We start from the raw sequence: 20539 nt of genomic DNA, 5'->3' as shown, positions 1-20539 counted from the left end.
TCCAACTAGGCATCCACTTTTTGTATCTCTTCATTCTTTCTTGAAAGTTTCCCTGGCCAAAAAGCAAAGCGACCTAAAACGACTGTGATTGCCGGTACAAGTAGTGGTCTTACAATGAACGTATCTAGTAATACACCAATTGCTGTTACGATACCAAATTGAACAAGCACTTGAATTGGAAGTGTTCCTAACACAGCAAAAGTTCCAGCTAAAATTAAACCTGCTGATGTAATGACACTACCTGTTTGTATAACGCCATTTTTTACTGCATCCAAATGATTTTGTGTCTTTCTGTTTTTCCATATTTCTGAAACCATAAAGATATTATAATCTTCACCTAAAGCAACTAAAAATACGAATGCGTATAACGGTATCGCACCTTGAATGGCCGGCGCTCCCATACCATAATGAAGTAATAGCCACCCTGCTCCTAATGCAGAGAAAAATGATAATACAACAGTTACAATTAAATAAATCATCGCAACAATTGATCGTAAGTAAACAAGTAATAATAAAGCTATAATACTAATCATTACTGGAATAATAACAGCTTCATCACGTTCCGTAATTTGCTTAGTATCATATAATGAAGCTGTTTCTCCGCCAATCCATAGTTGATCTTCTGCATTACTAATCCCAGCATCTTTTAATACTTTTTCTACACTGTTTTTCAATTTAGGGATTTGATCTAACGCTTCAATGGAGTATGGATTTTCAGCTAAAGAAACCTCATACATTTGTATTTGCTTATTTTCTTTCCCCTCTTTTGGATCTTTCACTGTTTTTACGAAAGAAAACTTCTCGAGTTCTTGTTTAATAGGAAGATCTTTTCCTTTCGTATCAACAACAACTTTTACTGGCGCTAGTTCACCAGCTGAAAAATGATCACTAATTAACGTAAATCCTTCGCGTGAAGGCATATCCTTTGGAAACGATTCTAATAGGTCATATGTGTATTGAATACGTGGTACAAATGAAGCCAATCCACCTAATACAAATACAGTGAGCATAATTATTGTCCACGGTCTTCGTACTACTACATCTCCAAGTTTTTTACTAAAGGCGCCTTTTGATTTTTTTACTTTTACTACTTTCTTTTTCCTTCTTGCTAATTCCTCATCCATCGAAGTTGTTCTAGGTATAAATGGGAAGAATGCAGCTCTACCGAAAATTAATAATAACGCTGGTAAAATTGTTAAAGCAGCGATTCCCATAATGAATACAGCAACACTAAATGGTACTGCAAATCGATGAAAGGCACCATACTGAGCAAGTAATAATGTTCCTAATCCAAGTACAACAGTTAACGCACTCATTATTATTGCCCCGCCAGAAGCTTTAATTGCAAGTTGCAATGCCTTATATTTACTTTCTTCTTCTAGCAAGTATTCTCGATATCTCGAAATTAAAAATAGACAATAATCCGTCCCAGCACCAAACAATAGTACAGTCATAATTGATATCGCCTGTGCATCTACTTTAATCCATCCGTGATCAGCTAAAAAACCGAGTGTAGGACTAATAATACCATATGCAAAGCCAACAACAAGTAAAGGTAAAATTGCTAAAATTGGTGAACGGTACAGTAAAATTAATAAAACCAATACGAGTAATACAGTAGCAATTAATAATTTCACATCTGCTTGACTAAATAAACTAACTGCATCCGTTTGAATACCTACTGGTCCAGATAATCGAACATGTAATCCAGAATCACTTATTTTTTGTTTAAATGGATCTTCATCGACCCTACTATTCACTAGCTTTCTTAAATCTTCAAGATTTCCTTTTAATATATCTGTTCCAGCCGACTTGTTGAAGAATACTGGTGTAACAAATGATGTACCATCTTTTGATGCACTTTTTGATAATACTTGTTCCGGGATTGTATCAAATGGTGGTAATGTTGATTGCTCCTTTAAAGGACTAGCTTTTAACTCTTTATAAACGTCTTGTATGAGTTTATAATCCTGCGACTGTAATCCACCATCCCTATACCATACTACTAACAAAGGATTCCCCGCATTATTAGGAAACTCTTTTTTCAAAAGTGCTTCCGCTTGCTGCGACATAGCTGTTTCGGGTAAATTTTTCGGGTTCGGTTCTTTCGTACTATTTACTTGTGGTAACGTAAATGAAAGTAATAATGTAATAAGAATCCATACCGATAAAGTGATCCATTGCGTATTTTTCCCTGCTACAAGCCTCCCTAACATATGTAACGGGTGCTTTTTCATAAAAAACCCACCTTCCTTTTTTCCTCCACTATTAATTATATATACTGGTTGGTTAATTAATCAAGAATGAATAAAAATTATGTTATAATTATCTCAATCATACATGTCAGGAGCGAATAGATTTGGAACAAAAACAACGTCCTCTCGGAAGGCCTCGTCAAAATAAAAATACAAAATCTACAAAAGAAACCATTTTAGAAGTGGCAACTCGGTTATTTCTTACTCAAAATTATCAAGTCGTTTCCATGGATGAAGTCGCAAAAGTTTGTGGTGTTACGAAAGCAACCGTCTACTATTACTATTCAACAAAAGCAGATTTATTTACCGCTACCATGATTCAAATGATGGTACGTATACGCGAGAATATGTCTCAAATCCTTTCTACAAATAAGACTTTAAAAGAAAGATTATTGGACTTCGCTAAAGTATACTTACACGCAACGATGGATATTGATATGAAGAATTTTATGAAAGATGCAAAACTATCTTTATCTGAAGAACAATTAAAACAATTAAAACATGCTGAAGACAACATGTATGAAGTATTAGAAAAAGCACTCGATAATGCAATGCAACTTGGAGAAATACCGAAAAGAAATGCTAAATTCACTGCTCATGCATTCGTATCTTTATTATCAATTGGAAATTTTAAAGATGAAAATGACAATCCTATTATTGTAAATATAGATGAATTAGCAGAAGAAATCGTTTCGTTTTATTGGAACGGTCTAGTTCACTAATATTAAACTGCTTTCCTTTAATAAAAGGGCATGTTTGAATTTTTTCAAACATGCTTTTTTATCATTTAAGTGTTTTATTTATATGTCAACAATTAGACTACACTTTAGCATCTATTATCAAACAAATATTATCTTCAACTTTTACAAATTTTTAAGTTGAATCTTTATATTCTCCTTTCTAATACCGCTATCGTTTAATATGTTTTGTCATCCCAATCGAGAATGCCTCAAATCCTATAGATTCATAGTAAGATTGTAACGATTCTACACAGATAAGTTGAGGAATAACTTTTCTTTGTTCACACCGCTGGATTAACCGCCCTACCATTTTAGATTGATACTCTGGCAACACGCAAACACCACAAATAACGCCTGTTATTACACCATCTGATATAATACGCCCCATTCCTACTAACTTTTTATCATCAAATACATAAATTGCATACCAACTTTGTTTACACATTTGTTCTAATTCATTCACTGTTAATTTAAGAGAATTCCATCCTAAAGATTCATATAAAGCTAATAATTCAGTAAAATTTGTAGGATGTTCACTTGTATAGTGTATACTATTTTTCATGTAAACACTCCCTTATTCTATATTTTGTTAATATTCAGTAAAATTCCTCTTATGAAAATTGCGATTGGCGTGAAAATAACTAGAACAAACTTCAATAAGAAAGATAGAATTCCTTCTCAACATATAGTGAAACTTTAATCAACCCTCAACAATCGGACTTTTACGGGCAGCCCCACCCCCACCTAACTTCTTTGCTTTCGCTGAATTTTGAGGGGGGTCTTACTGCCCATTAAAGCGTGATAAAATAAAAAGAAGTTATCTCACTAGAGATAACTTCTTTTATATAAGACTCTCATTATATTATTAACCAAAAATTATACAACTGCATACGATTAGCACAAACAAAACCAATAAACCATTTGAGAAATAACCCATTGAATACTACCCCTTTATTAAATTATGTAAAAGATTTTATCATAAAATGATTTACAACATAATAACTGAAAAAGACATTGGATTCATTAGTTATATGTATTTAGTAATATTTTGTTTCCGTTCATATTCTCCTCCCCTAAAAGCATCCCTTATGCTCTTTTATTTTAATTCATTTAGTTTCAAAAACAAAAATAGTAAAAAATAATTTACTATTTTTAATTAAAACATTTGATTATCAATAAAAATAGTAATAAAATATTTACTAAACGCATAAAGGAAGTGAAACAATGACCCAAAATGAATTATTAAATGAATACATGAATTTATTATTAAATATGTCGGGTACTTTCAAATTACTATCGGAGAAATCCTCTGAATTTACACATTTAGAGCAACACGTAGTAGAGTATATCGCCCAGCAAAAGGTGCCTGTAAATTTAAAAATGATTGCTAGTTATTTAAACATACCTAAACAGCAATTAAGCGTAACAGTACGTAACTTAGAACAAAACGGATACATTGTAAAAAAGCAAGATACGGTGGACAAAAGAGCTATATTAATCTCTCTGACAGAAAAAGCTGAAAAAGTACATTATGAGAGATGGAAACAAATATATAATAATTTCACTCACAATCTTGAAAACCTAAGTGAAGAAGATCAACGGGATTTAACTTACGGATTGTATAAAACAAATAAAATGCTCTCAAAAATGTTAAATAACGATTAAAAATATAAATAATTTTTTATTACACGGAGGCTGTTTCATGGTTAAAGAAATAGATATACATTCAGTACAAGGTACGATGCTTATTCCGTTATGGGGACGTGCGTATGGCAGTGAGAACAATAAAGATATTTTAGATGATACGGAGGCAATTCGAATTATTAAAGAGTGTGATTTTGACTTCTCAACAATAGCAAATACATTTGGTGAATACGGATGTATTACTTACATTACCCGTGCACGAAAAATTGACGATATGATAAAACAATTCATAACAAAACACCCTAATGCTACTATAATAAATATCGGTTCCGGACTAGACACTACTTTTTCTAGAATTGATAACGGAACGATACATTGGTATAATCTTGATTTGCCCGATGCAATTTCCTTTCGCAAAACTTTAATTGAAGATACATCGAGGAATACTAGTATAGCTAAATCATTTTTTGATACTTCTTGGTTTGATGATATAAAGTATGATCCAAATGACGGCATTCTTTTCATATCAGCAGGTGTATTTTATTACTTTAAAGAAGAAGATTTAAAAAAGATCATAGTCGCTATGTCAAAACGATTCCCTGGAGGCGAGTTATATTTTGACGCTGAATCAAAATTCGCACTGAATCTTTCAAATGCTACAGTAAAAAAATCTGGTAATAATGGCGCTCTAATGTATTTTTATATAAATAATCCAAAGACATTAGAAAAATGGTCTTCAAACATAACAGTATTAAGCTGCTCTCCTTTCTTTAAAGATATACCTACAAATAAAGATTGGGATGGTAGTACGCGTATAATGATGAGAATTGTAAACTTAATAAAGATGTTGAAGTTTGTTCATTTGCGGTTTAAGAAGTAATATATTAACACTTTATATAGTCAACTCCCCACTTAGTATCTCTTAACGAACTGAATTGAGTGGGGGATTTTCTCAGTTCAAAGCTCCTTATAACTACCAACGAAGTTGTCATAGAAAAGCTGCGCTAATTTTCTCTGTAACATGTTCCGCCAACTTCATCGCTTCTAACTAAAATATCTTTGCATTATGGTACACACACATACACCACTACTCCTTGTTTTTTATTGTACAAAAACTAGAAGGCTTCCCCCCCTCTCTTTTCATCCCTTACATAAAAATCAGCACTACATATTTCCATTCTAAAGGGGTTTTTTGATTATAGGATATAAAATCAAAAAAGATTAATATATGATAAACTAGATATGAAAACTTTACACTTTACTTTCAACAATAAGGAGGCCTGATCATGAAGGCGAATCTAGAAACAATAAAAGAACACTTAAACAGTGAGGAAGATATTCTTTCTACACTCTACTGCGTAATACATTTTGGTTATATGAGCAGATCTGGTATTTTAGCTGCTACAAATAAAAAATTATTGTTCTGCTCTGATGCCATGTTTGGAAAAGGACTGAAATGGGAATTCGAATACATTGAAATAGAAGATTTCGGTCATACGGATGGAGTTGTATTAGAGATGTCTGCGATCCCCTTTATCAAAAAAATAACTATGAACTATGGAGACGATTTTATTGTATTTGACAATTTTTCAAGCCCTCAAAACGTACAATCCTTTTTTGATTTGGTTCAATCCAAACAATAATCCTATCAATGCACATATTCTTACATATATTATATTCCTTGGCACGGTATAGCTTATAGAAACGTAAAAAGAAGGTTGCATTTGCAACCCTCTTTTTACATACCACAGAGTAAATTAGTATTATTTAATTTTTATAATCGAATAATAGGAATCGATTTACACTACTTTTACAACTTTATTCTTCAAAACAATCTTTCCAAATAAAAAACGAACAAGCGGCCCCATAATAATTAATTGCAATGGATACGCCATAATGAAGTTTTTAATAAAAATTGAAAAATACATTGAAACGAATGAATCGCCATGTAGTCCATTATGTAAATACTTATGTAAATACATCATAGCCATTCCGTAAAAAGACATAAAGAATACCATTCCAATGACCATAAGTGTCGCCATCGTAATAATAATATTTACTTTTTTTGACTTATCAAACGGTAACGCGAATACTATTTTTTTTCGCACAAGGTCCAACGATACATATTTCAATTAATAGTGCAATAATGAATCCAATTAATAGTTCTAACGCAATCTCCTTAATATGAAGTGGCCCCCCTGCTCCGTTCAGTAATAAGTTATAAAACGTCATTACAATAACCATCCCAAAGCACATCATCATACCAAATTGGAGGTTTTCTTTTCTTGTAGTTGGCAAAATTCATCATCCTTTCTCTTTGAGTCTTTGTCATTATATCGATATTGGAAACCCCTTCGTAAGTGAACATTTTGTGAACAAATTTTAAACGCTTTCATATTTTTCTTTACTTTCATCTCAACTTCTCACTTTTACTTATAAAGGTTTTATATATTTCAATGTTGAATTACTACATTTAAACATTACTACTAGGAGGAAAACCATGAATGAACAAGGATTTTTCGTATATCATATCGTAACAAGGAAAAAAATGAAGATCGGACAAATCATTCAATTTAATAAAAATCAAACGAATACGCTATTCCACTTCTTTTTTGAAAGAAAACATTTAAATTCTAGTGGTAAAGATTCTATGCAAATTTTAAAAGAGCATTATACAAATGAAGAATTACATATAAAGAATGAAAATGCTACAGTAGTTATGAATTACATGGATCAAACAAGTAGAGCCATTAGAGAAACGATTGTGGAAATGGTTAGACTGCAAGAATATCCTAATTATCCGTCAAGATTGTCTTGTTTATATGCTGCTAAAAACTATGAAGATGCTTTAAAATGGAAAACATTATTTGATTCTTACAATCGAGAAGTTTTGCAGATTGTTAAACTACGAGTAATCGGAAGTTCTTTTGAAGGTGACGGGAATCTTTTACCGAAAGAAGATGCTATTCCTTTTTCTCAAAAAATGGAACAAGCTAGAGAATATTGGAAAGGAAATGTGCATAACGAACTCCCTGAGCTACTCATTAATGGCGAAATTGAAGTGGTCGAAATTATTGATGACTTTTCCTCAATTCATGTTTAATTTCTAACTAAATCAAAAAGGATGGAGATTACAATGATAAAAAAAGTGTACTTCAATCATGATGGTGGTGTAGATGATTTAGTTTCACTATTTTTATTACTCCAAATGGATAATGTCGAACTTACAGGTGTTTCAGTTATCCCAGCGGATTGCTATTTGGAACCAGCAATGTATGCAAGTCGCAAAATTATTGATCGCTTCAGCAAAGAATATATTGAAGTAGCCGCATCAAATTCCCGTGCGAAAAATCCATTTCCAAAAGACTGGCGGATGCATGCATTTTATGTAGATGCTTTACCAATTTTAAATGAGTCTGGAAAAGTTGTAACACCCATGGCAGCAAAGCCTGCACATCACCATTTAATAGAAACACTTCTACAAACGGAAGGAAAAACAACTTTATTATTTACGGGACCCCTAACTGACCTTGCTCGTGCATTATATGAAGCTCCCATAATAGAAGATAAAATTGAACGTCTCGTTTGGATGGGTGGTACATTTCTTACCGCAGGCAATGTACATGAACCAGAGCATGATGGAACAGCTGAGTGGAATTCATTTTGGGACCCTGAAGCAGTAGCTCGTGTATGGGAATCAAAAATCGAAATCAACTTAGTGACACTAGAAAGTACAAACCAAGTTCCATTAACTATAGACATACGTGAACGCTGGGCAAAAGAACGAAAGTATATGGGTGTAGATTTCCTTGGCCAATGCTATGCGATGGTTCCCCCTCTCGTTCACTTCTCAACGAACTCTACTTACTATTTATGGGATGTACTAACTACCGCGCTTGTCGGAAACACTAGCCTTGCAAAAACTCAAACGATTAATAGTATCGTTCATACATACGGACCTAGCCAGGGGCGTACTGTGGAATTTGATAGTGGGCGACCTGTAAATGTAGTATATGATGTAAACCACAATGGATTTTTTAACTATATAACTGAATTAGCAAAGAAAGCTTCTAGTTAAACCACTATTTATATGAAAAATAAATAGAATGACACCCCATTTAGAATTTGGTTGAAACTACATATTTAACTATTGAAAAGAGTATTGAATTAAATTTCAATACTCTTTTTGTGCAATTTAATTATATTGGATTCATGTAGTATCTTATTGATTACTCATTTCATAACCATTTACAAAAAACGTTATTGTTTCTATTTCGTCTTCATTTAATTCTCTTTCTATGTCTCGTTTATACGCTTCCTTTATCTTCCCTTCATCGCCTTTATGTATTTCCGTATAAGTTCCTACTGTTTTTAACATACGAATCTCTTGTAAAAACTCCTCTCGATTTATCGCTCCCCCATGAGAGAGAATATATGTCTCAGCATCAAATTTTTCTAATTCATCTATTAATGCAAACGTTCTTTTCGTCGTATAGTTCCACTTCGAGGAAAAAATATCTGCATATATACAGTCTCCTAAATACAATATCTTTTCTTCTTTTATGTACATAACAACAGAATCATGTGCATGATCTCCGCCCACATGTTTTAACACGCAGGTCACCTCACCAAGGTCTAATTCAATTTGATCCTGGAACGTTAAGGTTGGAAGAATAATTTTAATATTTCTCGCTTTTTCTTCAAACTCTTTCTTGATGCAATCCGCACAAAATGCAATTTCAGTACCCTCTTTTACGCGTGCGTCCAACGCTTCATCTGTCCATTCATAAGATACTATTGCCTGCATTTCTTTTTTCGTTTCAGCGTGCGAAATAGTTAATGCATTCTGTAATATAGATAATCCAAAAATATGATCCCAATGCCAATGCGTTAGTGCTACAAAATCTGGACTTGATACATTTTGTTCTTTTAACATTTCTAAAAATAATTGTGCATGTTCTTCTGAATTCCCTGCATCAATCATTAACGTTTTTTCTTGTCCAACGACCATTCCTAAGATAGGTCTATCTGTTTCAGAAACAGGTGTCATATACCAAAATGAGTTTCCTATTTTTTTAATTTGTTGCATCATTTGTTCCTCCATTTACTATTACTCTCTTGAATTATTATCTGTAGAACCTTCATCAAGCACATAGCGTGAAATTATATTGCTTTCTTTAAAACGTAATAACTTTTTCTATCCATTTAAATAAGTATCCCAATCATAGTCTTCAATCTTATAAAAACTACCTTTATCATTTCTTTCATATGCACATAAAGGTGGTTCCTCAAGAAATTTCAAAATAGTATCATCTATATTCAATATGACTCCAATTGAAATAATTTGAAAGTTTTTAGGATCATTCACATAGTCATCACTTTCATAGCCACTTAAAATTGACCAACCAGATTCACCTTCTTCTCTTGAATCTTCTTTAAGCATAAAGTTAAATTCTCTTTTTTCTAGTACATCATTACTAACAATTACCTTCGTATCAAAATAAAAATCCCAATCTTTTGAAGATGAATCGTTATATTCCGTATCACATATATTTTCAATCCCAAATGAAATTTTATCACCTATTTTTAAATCTAAGCGATATGGTTCATTGCTCAGTTCCCCTACAAACTTCTTCTCATTTCTTTCCATGATTTCAACCCACATTCTTTCACCATTAAATCCATCTTCTTCCTCATTTTTAGATACAAAAATTAGCTTTACCAAATCTCCAACCTTTAATTTCTCCAAAACTTCTGAGCTAGGAAGGTAGAATGTATAGGGCGCTTCTTTATTTAATTCATAAACATTATCTAAGTACCAAGTCATTTTTTCCTCTCCTTAAAGGCTTTTCACATTCATATTTTTAAAATAATACTATTTTTTCTTCCGGCAGACTACTACCATAGAATAGCAATCTTCCCCTACCTCATTGTCTTCCCAATCATTATATATATGTAATAATTCAAAACCATTCGCTACTAATAATCTTTCTAGCTCTTGCGGGTACGTATAGCGAAGATCTATCGTTGTTTTCATTTCTTCTACTAGTACATCGTCCTCATAAAACCTTCTCGTTGTTATGTAGTGCTGTATTTGCTGAATTGAATCGTATGTCATTTCAGTATATAAATCACATTTTCTTCCCTTTTCATCACTAATAGTTGTCCAATATTCTTCTGTAGATGGTTGTATTAATTCTTCTTTAGAAGGAAAACGTGTATCGAATATGAATATACCATTATCAGCTAATACATGATGAATAGATGTTAATAACTGATTTTGATCTGTATTCGTAAGGAAATGCTGGAATCCGTGCCCCACCATAAATGCTAACGGAATTGTTTCAGTCATGCTTAATTGTAAACAGTTTTGTTGTAACCATTTTACCTTCTTACAATCCGTAGTTTTTTTCTTTGCTTCAGCAAGCATTCCTTCATGTATATCTACACCAATCATTTGATATCCATTTTCTATAAATGGAATTGTAACCCTTCCTGTACCGCAGGCAATATCTAGAATCCATTCATTTTGTATATGTAGTTTTTGTGCCCATGATAGTAAAAACGGAAAATCTGATAAACTTTTATTTTCTATATCATATCGTTTTGGATTTTCATATTCAGATAGACTCTACTTTGTTTGCAAAATTATTCCCCATTTCATATTTCCACTTAAATTTAATATATAAATTATAACGAATTATTAGTTTTTTCTCTATAATCAAACACAATTACTTGGACTATTCTAACTTTCCTTTTCGTAAGCTAAAAATAAGTGGAAGAATCGGAGTGTGATACTATGGAACGATTATGGATTCCAATGATTGTTACGTTTTTTTCATTTGGTGGATTACTATTAGGCGGTGCTGTTGGCATTGCTACGCGCCAGCTAATTGAAGAAAAGATGCATCGTTTATATGCATTATGTGGTGGAATTTTGCTTGGGCTTTTATCACTTGAAATTATTCCTGAAACATTTTCAAGCTATGAAATAATTGGACCTATACTTGGTATAGCTATCGGTATTTTAGTCATGAGCTTATTAGATAACTATTGTCATCATCCAATGCTACATAAAAAAGATCAACAAGCATGGCAAACCTTCCTTTTTCTGTCTTTCGCTATATTTATTCATAATATACCGAGTGGATTTGCACTTGGTACAGCTTTTATTAATCATGCTGACTCTGCCATACCTTTTTTAATAGCAATCGTCGTTCATCATATACCTGAAGGCTTAGCATTAATTATCCCCTTTCTCTTTACAAAACATAAATATATTTCCTTTTTATTAACAACTTTATTACTTTCTCTTATTCTCGGTACTGGTACGGTTTTTGGTATTTTGATGAAAGGAAAAGCGCTTCATTTACAAGGACTCATCATGGGAAGTGCTATCGGTTCACTTGGCTATGTAACAATTCATGAAATGCTTTGGAAGGCAAAGAAACAGCTTTCTTTCCTTACATTTTTAATGTGGGCAACTAGTGGATTTTTATTAATAACAGTATTTACACTATTTACTGGCCATCATTAAAGTTAAAAATATAATTATTTGTATATTTTTCCTTTTTCTCCAAAACATAATGTTATCTACCTACTATAAGGAGGAACAATTATGTTTGGGAAAACGGCCGGTGAAGCACTAGTTGATTTATTAATTGACTGGGGAGTAGAACACATATACGGAATGCCTGGAGATTCTATCAACTCTATTATTGAAGCTTTAAGAAAAAAACAAGATAAAATCAAATTTATTCAAGTTCGCCATGAAGAGGCTGGCGCATTAGCAGCTGCTGCTTATGCGAAATTAACAGGGAAACTTGGTGTTTGTATGGCAATCGCAGGACCTGGAGCTATTCATTTATTAAATGGTTTATATGATGCGAAACTCGATAAAGCTCCTGTACTAGCAATTTCAGGTCAAGTAGAAACCGATTTACTCGGAACGGATTTTTTCCAAGAAGTAAACTTGGAAAGAATGTTCGATGATGTCGCGGTTTATAACCAGCGTATTATGTCAGCAGAACAACTACCTGCTGTCGTAAATCAAGCGATTCGAATGGCTTATACGAAAAAAGGTGTATCTGTCCTTACGATTCCTGATGATGTTCCAAAATTCGAAGTAAAAAGTGGTGCTCGTGTTACAAATACTTCCTTTACATTACCTGAGTTATTTCCGCAAAAAGAAGATTTAGATGCAGCGAAACTTGCAATAAATGAAGCGACAAAACCTGTTATTTTAGCTGGAAAAGGAGCAAAACATGCAAAAGAATCTTTACTTGCATTGGCAGAACATATTGGTGCTCCAATCGTACTTACATTACCAGCTAAAGGCGTTATTCCTGATGAACACCCTCTTTGTATTGGTGGATTAGGATTAATCGGAACGAAACCTTCTTATGAAGCAATGAAACATGCGGATACTTTAATTATGGTTGGTACTTCTTATCCGTTCACTGGTTTCTTACCTGAAAAAGCTAAAACAATCCATATCGATACAGATCCTGCCCAAATCGGGAAACGTTATGCAACAGATATTGGCTTAGCTGGTGATGCTGATAAAACATTAAGATGGTTAATTGAAAATGTTGAAAAACACACAGACCATTCCTTCTTAGAACATCACCAAGAAATGATGAAAAAGTGGGAAGAAAAATTACACGATCAAGAAGAAGACTCTTCCATTCCAATTAAACCACAACGCGTTATGCATACTCTGCAGCAAGTAGCACATGATGACGCAATTCTATCAGTCGATGTCGGAAATGTAACAGTATGGACAGCACGTCACTTCCGTATGACAAACCAACAATTTATCATTTCTAGCTGGCTCGCAACACTTGGCTGCGGTTTACCTGGTGCACTTGCTGGAAAAATTGCTTTCCCGGATAAACAAGTATTTGCAGTTTGTGGTGACGGTGGTTTTGGAATGACAATGAACGACTTCGTAACAGCTGTTAAATATAAACTACCAATCGTTGTCGTCGTTTTAAACAATAATAAAATCGCCATGATTAAATTCGAACAAGAAGTTATGGGTAATATTGAATTTGGTACAGACTTAACAAACCCTGATTTTGCAAAATACGCAGAGGCGTGCGGAGGTATTGGATACCGCGTTGAAAATTTAGATGAACTACTTCCTGCTTTTGAAAGTGCGGTAAAACAAAGTAGACCATGTATTATCGATGTAGTTGTAGATGCTAATGAAGCACCAATGCCAGCAAAAATCACATTTGGTCAAGCAGCTGGTTATACGAAGCATATGATAAAAGAATTATTTGAAGAAGGTAAGATTGATTTACCTCCACTTTAAACGAAAAAGATAGCTGAAAACGATTTGTCTTCAGCTATCTTTTTTTATTTTTGTATCTCCCTATAAAAAGAAAAGTCATTCGTAGTTGGTTGTACTTGTTTCTCTACTTGCAATTCTTTACTTTCCCTCTCTAGCTTTCTCACATTTCCTAACTTAATCGCATCTTGCATGCTATTACTAATTAGATTTCCAGCTAAAATTGTCATACTATAAAAAGCAATCGGTATAAGTACAATCCATGTATGTGTAGTTAAATGGCGGAAGTTTTGACCAATTAGGCCAGTCCATTCTTTTGTTACACTATCTGGATCCATTCCACTGAAGGTTATTGTTCCGCCGAAAAATAATTGCAACAAACCAAGATGTAAAAGAAGTAATAACGTACTTACAAATTGTTGAGCTACTAATAAAAGAAATGGTGGTAACATATGCGGCCATATATGGCGCTTCAACCTCTGCCACTTACTACCGCCGAGCACAGTGGCTGCCAACATAAATTCTTCTTTCTTAATACGTTTTACTTCTTGCGCTACATACAACATCACTGTTGGTACAGCAAGACATACAAGAACTATAATTTGAAATGACACCCGCAAATATAACGGCACAACTTCTGCTCCACTATCAAACGTTAATACTTCATTTAACATAAAATAAGAAATCATAACCATCGGTACAATACTAAAAGGATCAAAAAAGGATGAAATAACTGGAAAAGAACGTTTACCACACATACCAAGAAGTAAACCAATTCCCCCTCCAACTATAACTCGTAAAATCGCTATAATTATACTCGCTCCAACTGTCCATTTTGCACCTTCTATTATTAATTGAACAAGGTCACGTCCTTTCACATCACTTCCAAACCAAAATTTACTTGATGGTGCAAATGGAGCTGCTTCTAATTCTCCTTTTTCGTTATACATCATCGTAAGTTCACGAATATTCCCATCAAAAAACAACGTATATCCAATACTAACAATCATTAGTACACTCAAAAAAGTAATACCTATCCAGAATCTCACATCTCTTTTTACAACTTGCCACATGTTACACACGCTCCTTTATAACATTTTGTAAAAGCGTGTGTAATATACGAAATAGTATAAAAAGCGGTACGTATAATATTACTAGACTCACCGTAAATATTTCTAATTTCGAATTTTCTTTCACAAAAACAAACATACCATATGTATTAAATATCCATTCAATAATATATAAATTGGAAAGCATAAATAAAATATTTGTTTTCGCGTAATAAATTGTCGTTAATAAAACATTTCTTGAAATATGATGTGTCAAAATATACCGTAAGCTTAGCCCTTTACTCTTGGCAAACAAACTATAATCTTTCTCTAATTCTTCTTTAAAACGTAATAACAACAGTTTAATAAACAAGAATGTTGTTGGTATTGTAAGACATATAATTGGTAACAAACGTATCCTTTCTTCCCCTAATCCAGCCAGTTTGATCGGCATAAATCCTGTTTTTTGAAACATAATTACGACAAGAAGTTGCGATAATAAAATAAGTAATATATCTGGTATACTCTCAAGTGTAAGAAAAATCCCGTTCCACATTTTCTGTTTCATATGAGAACGCTGTAATACCCAAATGACAAGTATATACGCTATAAGCAAAGAGAGTAAAAAAGCTGAAAGAAATACAATCATCGTTTCAATATAATGAATCCATATTTGCGGAAATAATTTTCTTGAATCCCGAAATCCATATGTAATTTCACCCGGTTGAAGTAACTTTCCTCCAAGAAATACAATCGTGTTCCAAAAACCGATTAAATCAATTTTTAATCCCTTAAATAAACGCGGTAGCGCTCCTAGGCAGATTATACATACAATTGCAGCTACTAGTTGTAAACAAGTAATCCCACACCACTTAACCATTCTCATCAACATAACGATTTCCCCTTACCGTTCGATAGAATATTCAGAAACAAAAACTAAATATATCACATCTCTTCAGCTACAGCATGTACTCGCTTTTGCCCACTAGGTAGAATAGCTTGATATAAACATGTAACAAATAATAATAAACCAAATAAAATAATATACAATGTATCTGCACGAATCCATTTTGGGAATAACATTGCTATCGCACCGAGAGATAAAAGCTGGAATCCCGTCGTTAATGGACTAAGCAAGCTTTGTACACGCCCCATGAATGACTCTTCTACAATTTCATACATCCAGCCCGATATTGCAACATTAATAAACGGTAAAAAGAAAGTCGCAAAAGCGATACATACATAAAAAGACCATACATAATTTACAAAGTAACACATACCGAAGAAGACTCCTGAGCCTGCCATACCAAAAACTATAATAGATTTTGGTGCATATTTCTTACCTATACTCGTTGCTACTATGCTTCCAATTAGTAATGAAATCCCTCCAACTACACCGCCCACCATTGCTAAACTTTCATACGTTGTTGGTGCTAATTTGTATTTTAATATGTAAGTAGTAGATACGCTTAAAATACCATTTAATAAGCCAAATACGATAAATCCCAATAGTAATTTTTTTAAAGTTTCATTTCGATATATATACTTGATCCCTCCTTGAAACTCTGTTATTAACATCTTCAAATTAACTTCTTTCCATTTCGTTCTCCCATTTGGTAAACGAACTTTTTCTGGAATGGAGATCGTTTGAATCAAAATACCACTCATAATAAAAGTGAGCGTATTTACTAAAATGCTCCCGTAAATTCCAAAAGTCCAGTACACGATCGTTGCAATTCCTACACCAAACAAAGCATACAAACTATTTACCATTTGATTCATACCCGCTGCTGCACCGTATTGGTCTGATTCAACTACTCCCTGTATCATCGACTGTTCTGATGGAGAGAAAAATTGTATACATGCATTTTCTAAAAATAAAAATATAAAGACAAGTATAATCATCCCGTAATAAAGCGAAATTAAGATTCCAATATTACAGAGCGAACAACATATATTACTTACCGTACAAATACGTTGTCTATCAAAACGATCCACTACTGTCCCTACTAATAGAAAAAAGATTAATGCAGGTAACGCAATCATAATTTGTGTCATCGTTGCGTAAACTGGTTGTTTTCCGTATTAATCTAACAAGTAAAACATTAAAGAAATTCCAGCAATCATAGAACCAAGTCGTTCTAAAATATTTGCTAGAAAAAAACGTGCATACACTTTGTTGCGAAATAACTGTAGCATTTCTTTCATACTTCGTATCCTTTCTCTCGACAAAATGGTATTATTTTAGTCATTTCTCGGAAGTTATATTATATTTTTCGACCATTATCCAATCTTTTCCTTCTACATAGAGAACATTATAAAAAAGGCTCTTGTTTTTTTTATACAAGAGTCTTTTTTATTTAACTTCGCTTTTTTTATGATATATCTCGCTAACTTTTTTAATTCTCTATAGTTCGGATACACTTTATTTATTTTACAAATGTATCGCACATCCACTCATAAAACTTTTCCTTCTCTTCAAATTGCGGATAATGCGCGGATTTTTCAAAAGTAATAAATTCTTTTTGCTCTGCTTCAACCGCATCAAAATATGTTTTCGCTGCGTGAAATGAAGTGTTATAATCATATTTCCCCATAAGGAAATAAAGCGGTAGCTTCATTTTATTCACCTTATTAGGTAATGGATTCTTTAAATCCTTTTCTAATAAGACAGTTTGAGATTTTGATAATCCCACGTTATAACGAATTACGTCAAACAAGTTATATTCATTACTGAGTAACATTCCGATGTTATCACCATCTGGGTTTTCAATGAGTCTTGATGTTCCGCCATATTTCGCAACATAATTTCGCGGAGTGTATGTATCGCCATTTTTAATTTTTTCAGTCAATCCATTTAAATAGAAAACTTCCTCTTCATTGCCTGCATTTTTCGCTTCTTCTATGACAAACTGTAAACTATCCATCTCACCTTCTACTGTATCACTCATCTGCCCTATCCCAACATACGCTTCGTATTTTTCAGGTGCTTTATTAGCAGCTTGCATTCCAATATATGTACCGTAAGAATGGCCGATCAATATTACTTTATCTTTACCAAGACGTTTTGAAACGTAATCTGTCATAGCTAATAAATCCTCTACTAATAGGTCTGATGAAAGGTTCGAATAGTCTTCAAAGAAGTGATACGATTTTCCACTTGCTCTTTGATCGTAATTAACAATCGTGAATTTCTCTTCCAATAAATCCTGGTATTTTTGAGCATATGGCATTTCTGAAGAGCCTGGTCCACCATGAACAAAGATAATAACTGGATTCCTCTTATCTTTACCGCGTATCATAATTTCATGATCACTTCCATTTATCTCTACTTGCTCTAATGTACTTATACTGTTTTTCCCCTTTATTTGCGAGGTCCATGTAGGAAATACTAGCGCTACCATTAGTATTAATGTAGTTATGACTCCAATAAATGTTATTAATTTTTTTATCTTCTTCATAAGATGCATCCTTTCTTATAAATTTGTAAAAATAACAATTTAATTCTATAAAACTACATTATGAATATCCTATACACTTCTTAACATTCCGCTATATAAACTCTTAATATTTTCTTAATTTTCAATACATTAATCGTAGAAAAACTTGATCACAGGTATTACAAATATAGAAAAAAAGCCCTTGTTTTCAAACAAGGGCTTTTTTCATAAACTATTTCGCTACTTCTTCTTTCGGCATTACCATTCCTTTATACAATTGAACTGTTATCCAGTAATAGATGAAATAAATGACTAAGAAGATCCCAATCGGCACCCATACTTTTACAAACGGGTCAACTAATATAAAACTAAATAGGTTAAGCCCTACTAACACGTGGGAAATACCAATGATTGCTGGGAAGATAAATAAATATGAAATTTCTTTATATATACTTTTCGTTAACATACTGCGTCTCACACCGATTTTTCGTAACATTTCATAACGGCGTACATCACGAGAAGCACCTGTTAATATTTTGAACATTAGTGAACTTGCCATCATTGCTAAAAAGGCAATTCCGAGGAAGAATCCCATAAACATTGTTCCGCTCATGAAACTGTTCATAAATTGATAAATTGTCATTTTCGTAAATAAGTCTACTTTTGTACCTGTTGTTTTTTCAATTTGTTCTTTTTGTCTCTTATCTATTTCGATCAACAACGGTTTATACTTTTTCATATCATCTACTTTTGCTAATGTTACAGTGTGTTCGGTTCCTTGAATTCCTTTATAATGCGCTTCATCTGCAATTCTTACAGGTTTTCCGTTAAATTGATTATGTGTAATTTGTATCTCTCTTACAATTGCATCTTCCCAATCTCTCGGCATACGAGGGAATTTTGCTAATTCAGGAGCCTCTAAAGCAGAATATACAGGTTCAGTTAAAGGTTCAGTCACACGTTTACGAACAGGCTCTTTTAAAGTTTTTGTATCAAAGTGGTCTGAAACAAGTGGCGGTTTCGCAGTTAAGTCGTTACGTAAGTAATAAACCGCTTCTCCATCAACTTTATACTTGTACTGGCTTTCTTCAACAATTTCCATTTCTTTTAATGCAGCTGTATCTTGTTCATTTGGATCATGAATTACGACATCATAAACACGTGAGAAGTCTGTCATAATACCTACATTTTTTTGGAATGCCATACCTGCAGTCATCGCACCTGCGCCTAATGCAATTAACATTGCTACAGTACCTAGTACTCTCGATAAGCTATTCACTCGGAAACGTAGCTGTGCATATGTAAAACTATTTAAGCCCGTTTCATTTCGTTTTTTATTCCCTTTCATTTTCATCACAAAAAATGGGAGCAATGAACTAAAGATAAAATATGTTCCAAGTGTTGTAACAATTGTTGCTATTATAAAACCGAGTTCAGCAAACGTTTTTATATTTATCATAAAATAGTATCCTGTACTTACTAGTAATACACCAAGTACAGTCATTATAATAATGCGAGTTTTGCTTTTCTTCACTTCATCTAGTGTTTCATCTTCACGTATTAATTCTAATTCTGTTTTACGTAATAAACGGATGCTATTCATTAAACCAGTAATAAAAAATAGTACTAAAAAGAAAATAGCTGTAACTATGATTGCTGGTGTATATACAGATGAATAACTACCTTTTGCTGAAATTTCCATACCATTTATTAAAAAGTTTCCTGCTACACTTGCAAGTAACATCCCTACTAAAATTCCTATAATAATACTGACAATACCCATACCGAATGTTTCAATAAATAATAACTGTGCTACTTTTTTCTTTTTCGCTCCGAGCATCATGTACATACCAAGTTCTTTTCTCCTTAACGTAAGTAAGAAAGAATTGGCATATATAATATAAAATACAGTAATGAAAGATAATAATATTGCACCTACCCAGAATACGAGTCTAATACTACTAATTAGACTATTATCTTTCGTAAATTCACTATTCATCGCCATCGTTTGGAACATGTAAAAAATACTAATACTAATAACGAGACCGATAAGTAAAACCATATAATCTTTTAACATCTTTTTCATACTATGACGTGATAATTTGAATAACATAGT

The 20539-nt window shown here is 33.0% G+C and carries 17 protein-coding genes and 2 pseudogenes; 8 read left to right on the top strand and 11 right to left on the bottom strand.

Translation table 11 applies throughout. The features are described from left to right. Positions 1 to 5: 5 nt before the first annotated feature. A complete protein-coding gene (locus EKQ63_RS13040) occupies positions 6 to 2237 on the bottom strand; it encodes an MMPL family transporter (protein WP_087996770.1) in 2232 nt (743 codons plus the stop codon). Positions 2238 to 2353: 116 nt separating this feature from the next. Between EKQ63_RS13040 and EKQ63_RS13035 the strand changes: the two genes are divergently transcribed. Further along, positions 2354 to 2977, top strand: a complete 624-nt coding sequence (locus EKQ63_RS13035) for a TetR/AcrR family transcriptional regulator (protein WP_080444053.1) — start codon at positions 2354 to 2356, stop codon at positions 2975 to 2977. Positions 2978 to 3164: 187 nt separating this feature from the next. Here EKQ63_RS13035 and EKQ63_RS13030 read toward each other — a convergent pair whose 3' ends face one another. After that, a complete protein-coding gene (locus EKQ63_RS13030; RefSeq protein ID WP_016717463.1) occupies positions 3165 to 3557 on the bottom strand; it encodes a GNAT family N-acetyltransferase in 393 nt (130 codons plus the stop codon). Between the two features lie 662 nt (positions 3558 to 4219). Between EKQ63_RS13030 and EKQ63_RS13025 the strand changes: the two genes are divergently transcribed. The 3 genes from EKQ63_RS13025 (at position 4220) to EKQ63_RS13015 (ending at position 6282) form a co-directional block, all read left to right on the top strand. Then, complete coding sequence (locus tag EKQ63_RS13025) at positions 4220 to 4660, top strand: MarR family winged helix-turn-helix transcriptional regulator (RefSeq protein ID WP_016717462.1); 441 nt, start codon at positions 4220 to 4222, stop codon at positions 4658 to 4660. A 37-nt stretch (positions 4661 to 4697) separates the two neighbouring features. After that, a complete protein-coding gene (locus EKQ63_RS13020; RefSeq protein WP_143881110.1) occupies positions 4698 to 5519 on the top strand; it encodes a class I SAM-dependent methyltransferase in 822 nt (273 codons plus the stop codon). A gap of 406 nt (positions 5520 to 5925) precedes the next feature. Next, a complete protein-coding gene (locus EKQ63_RS13015) occupies positions 5926 to 6282 on the top strand; it encodes a PH domain-containing protein (protein ID WP_143881109.1) in 357 nt (118 codons plus the stop codon). Between the two features lie 156 nt (positions 6283 to 6438). On the opposite strand, the pseudogene EKQ63_RS13010 reads toward EKQ63_RS13015, so the two are convergent. Beyond that, positions 6439 to 6937 (bottom strand): annotated as a pseudogene (locus EKQ63_RS13010) (DUF2798 domain-containing protein). A gap of 202 nt (positions 6938 to 7139) precedes the next feature. On the opposite strand from EKQ63_RS13010, the gene EKQ63_RS13005 reads away from it, so the two are divergent. Both EKQ63_RS13005 and EKQ63_RS13000 read left to right on the top strand, forming a co-directional pair. Beyond that, entirely contained in the window at positions 7140 to 7742 is a 603-nt protein-coding gene (locus EKQ63_RS13005; protein ID WP_143881108.1) for a DUF2441 domain-containing protein, read from the top strand. A gap of 33 nt (positions 7743 to 7775) precedes the next feature. After that, positions 7776 to 8717: a nucleoside hydrolase gene (locus tag EKQ63_RS13000; RefSeq protein ID WP_140168718.1), complete on the top strand. Its 942-nt coding sequence runs from the start codon at positions 7776 to 7778 to the stop codon at positions 8715 to 8717. 144 nt (positions 8718 to 8861) lie between these two features. On the opposite strand, the gene EKQ63_RS12995 is transcribed toward EKQ63_RS13000, so the two are convergent. From EKQ63_RS12995 to EKQ63_RS12985, 3 genes are all read right to left on the bottom strand, one after another. Beyond that, on the bottom strand, positions 8862 to 9728 hold the full coding sequence (locus EKQ63_RS12995) for an MBL fold metallo-hydrolase (RefSeq protein ID WP_087952495.1): 867 nt from the start codon (positions 9726 to 9728) through the stop codon (positions 8862 to 8864). Positions 9729 to 9836: 108 nt separating this feature from the next. Continuing rightward, positions 9837 to 10466 carry an immunity protein Imm33 domain-containing protein gene (locus EKQ63_RS12990; RefSeq protein ID WP_143881107.1) on the bottom strand — a complete coding sequence of 210 codons (630 nt, stop codon included), beginning with the start codon at positions 10464 to 10466 and terminating at the stop codon, positions 9837 to 9839. Between the two features lie 48 nt (positions 10467 to 10514). Next, positions 10515 to 11234, bottom strand: a complete 720-nt coding sequence (locus EKQ63_RS12985; protein ID WP_223290799.1) for a class I SAM-dependent methyltransferase — start codon at positions 11232 to 11234, stop codon at positions 10515 to 10517. Between the two features lie 204 nt (positions 11235 to 11438). On the opposite strand from EKQ63_RS12985, the gene EKQ63_RS12980 reads away from it, so the two are divergent. After that, positions 11439 to 12176 (top strand): ZIP family metal transporter, encoded by a 738-nt coding sequence (locus EKQ63_RS12980; protein WP_087952494.1) that lies wholly within the window; start codon positions 11439 to 11441, stop codon positions 12174 to 12176. An 81-nt stretch (positions 12177 to 12257) separates the two neighbouring features. Beyond that, a complete protein-coding gene (locus tag EKQ63_RS12975; RefSeq protein ID WP_087952493.1) occupies positions 12258 to 13958 on the top strand; it encodes a pyruvate oxidase in 1701 nt (566 codons plus the stop codon). A 44-nt stretch (positions 13959 to 14002) separates the two neighbouring features. On the opposite strand, the gene EKQ63_RS12970 is transcribed toward EKQ63_RS12975, so the two are convergent. The 5 genes and pseudogenes from EKQ63_RS12970 to EKQ63_RS12950 form a co-directional block, all read right to left on the bottom strand. Then, complete coding sequence (locus tag EKQ63_RS12970) at positions 14003 to 15007, bottom strand: ABC transporter permease subunit (RefSeq protein ID WP_143881106.1); 1005 nt, start codon at positions 15005 to 15007, stop codon at positions 14003 to 14005. 1 nt (position 15008) lies between these two features. Beyond that, positions 15009 to 15875: an ABC transporter permease subunit gene (locus tag EKQ63_RS12965; protein WP_143881105.1), complete on the bottom strand. Its 867-nt coding sequence runs from the start codon at positions 15873 to 15875 to the stop codon at positions 15009 to 15011. Positions 15876 to 15928: 53 nt separating this feature from the next. Then, positions 15929 to 17191: pseudogene (locus EKQ63_RS12960) on the bottom strand (MFS transporter). 221 nt (positions 17192 to 17412) lie between these two features. Next, positions 17413 to 18444 carry an alpha/beta hydrolase gene (locus EKQ63_RS12955; RefSeq protein WP_087952490.1) on the bottom strand — a complete coding sequence of 344 codons (1032 nt, stop codon included), beginning with the start codon at positions 18442 to 18444 and terminating at the stop codon, positions 17413 to 17415. A 211-nt stretch (positions 18445 to 18655) separates the two neighbouring features. Further along, the gene (locus EKQ63_RS12950) at positions 18656 to 20536 is read right to left on the bottom strand and encodes an FtsX-like permease family protein (protein WP_087952489.1); all 1881 of its coding nucleotides are present in this window, start codon (positions 20534 to 20536) and stop codon (positions 18656 to 18658) included. Positions 20537 to 20539 lie beyond the last annotated feature (3 nt).

It is taken from the genome of Bacillus sp. BD59S (genome assembly GCF_007363175.1).
Classification (GTDB): Bacteria; Bacillota; Bacilli; order Bacillales; family Bacillaceae_G; genus Bacillus_A; species Bacillus_A pacificus.
The sequence above is the reverse complement of the archived record's forward strand: the minus strand, read 5'-3'. Positions and strand labels throughout refer to the sequence as shown.

Bases quoted from the DNA above. Each gene is read 5' to 3' on its own strand.
- EKQ63_RS13040 (WP_087996770.1), bottom strand. From the start codon at position 2,237: ATGAAAAAGCACCCGTTACATATGTTAGGGAGGCTTGTAGCAGGGAAA.
- EKQ63_RS13030 (WP_016717463.1), bottom strand. From the start codon at position 3,557: ATGAAAAATAGTATACACTATACAAGTGAACATCCTACAAATTTTACT.
- EKQ63_RS13025 (WP_016717462.1), top strand. From the start codon at position 4,220: ATGACCCAAAATGAATTATTAAATGAATACATGAATTTATTATTAAAT.
- EKQ63_RS13020 (WP_143881110.1), top strand. From the start codon at position 4,698: ATGGTTAAAGAAATAGATATACATTCAGTACAAGGTACGATGCTTATT.
- EKQ63_RS13015 (WP_143881109.1), top strand. From the start codon at position 5,926: ATGAAGGCGAATCTAGAAACAATAAAAGAACACTTAAACAGTGAGGAA.
- EKQ63_RS13005 (WP_143881108.1), top strand. From the start codon at position 7,140: ATGAATGAACAAGGATTTTTCGTATATCATATCGTAACAAGGAAAAAA.
- EKQ63_RS13000 (WP_140168718.1), top strand. From the start codon at position 7,776: ATGATAAAAAAAGTGTACTTCAATCATGATGGTGGTGTAGATGATTTA.
- EKQ63_RS12995 (WP_087952495.1), bottom strand. From the start codon at position 9,728: ATGCAACAAATTAAAAAAATAGGAAACTCATTTTGGTATATGACACCT.
- EKQ63_RS12990 (WP_143881107.1), bottom strand. From the start codon at position 10,466: ATGACTTGGTACTTAGATAATGTTTATGAATTAAATAAAGAAGCGCCC.
- EKQ63_RS12980 (WP_087952494.1), top strand. From the start codon at position 11,439: ATGGAACGATTATGGATTCCAATGATTGTTACGTTTTTTTCATTTGGT.
- EKQ63_RS12975 (WP_087952493.1), top strand. From the start codon at position 12,258: ATGTTTGGGAAAACGGCCGGTGAAGCACTAGTTGATTTATTAATTGAC.
- EKQ63_RS12970 (WP_143881106.1), bottom strand. From the start codon at position 15,007: ATGTGGCAAGTTGTAAAAAGAGATGTGAGATTCTGGATAGGTATTACT.
- EKQ63_RS12965 (WP_143881105.1), bottom strand. From the start codon at position 15,875: ATGTTGATGAGAATGGTTAAGTGGTGTGGGATTACTTGTTTACAACTA.
- EKQ63_RS12955 (WP_087952490.1), bottom strand. From the start codon at position 18,444: ATGAAGAAGATAAAAAAATTAATAACATTTATTGGAGTCATAACTACA.
- EKQ63_RS12950 (WP_087952489.1), bottom strand. From the start codon at position 20,536: ATGTTATTCAAATTATCACGTCATAGTATGAAAAAGATGTTAAAAGAT.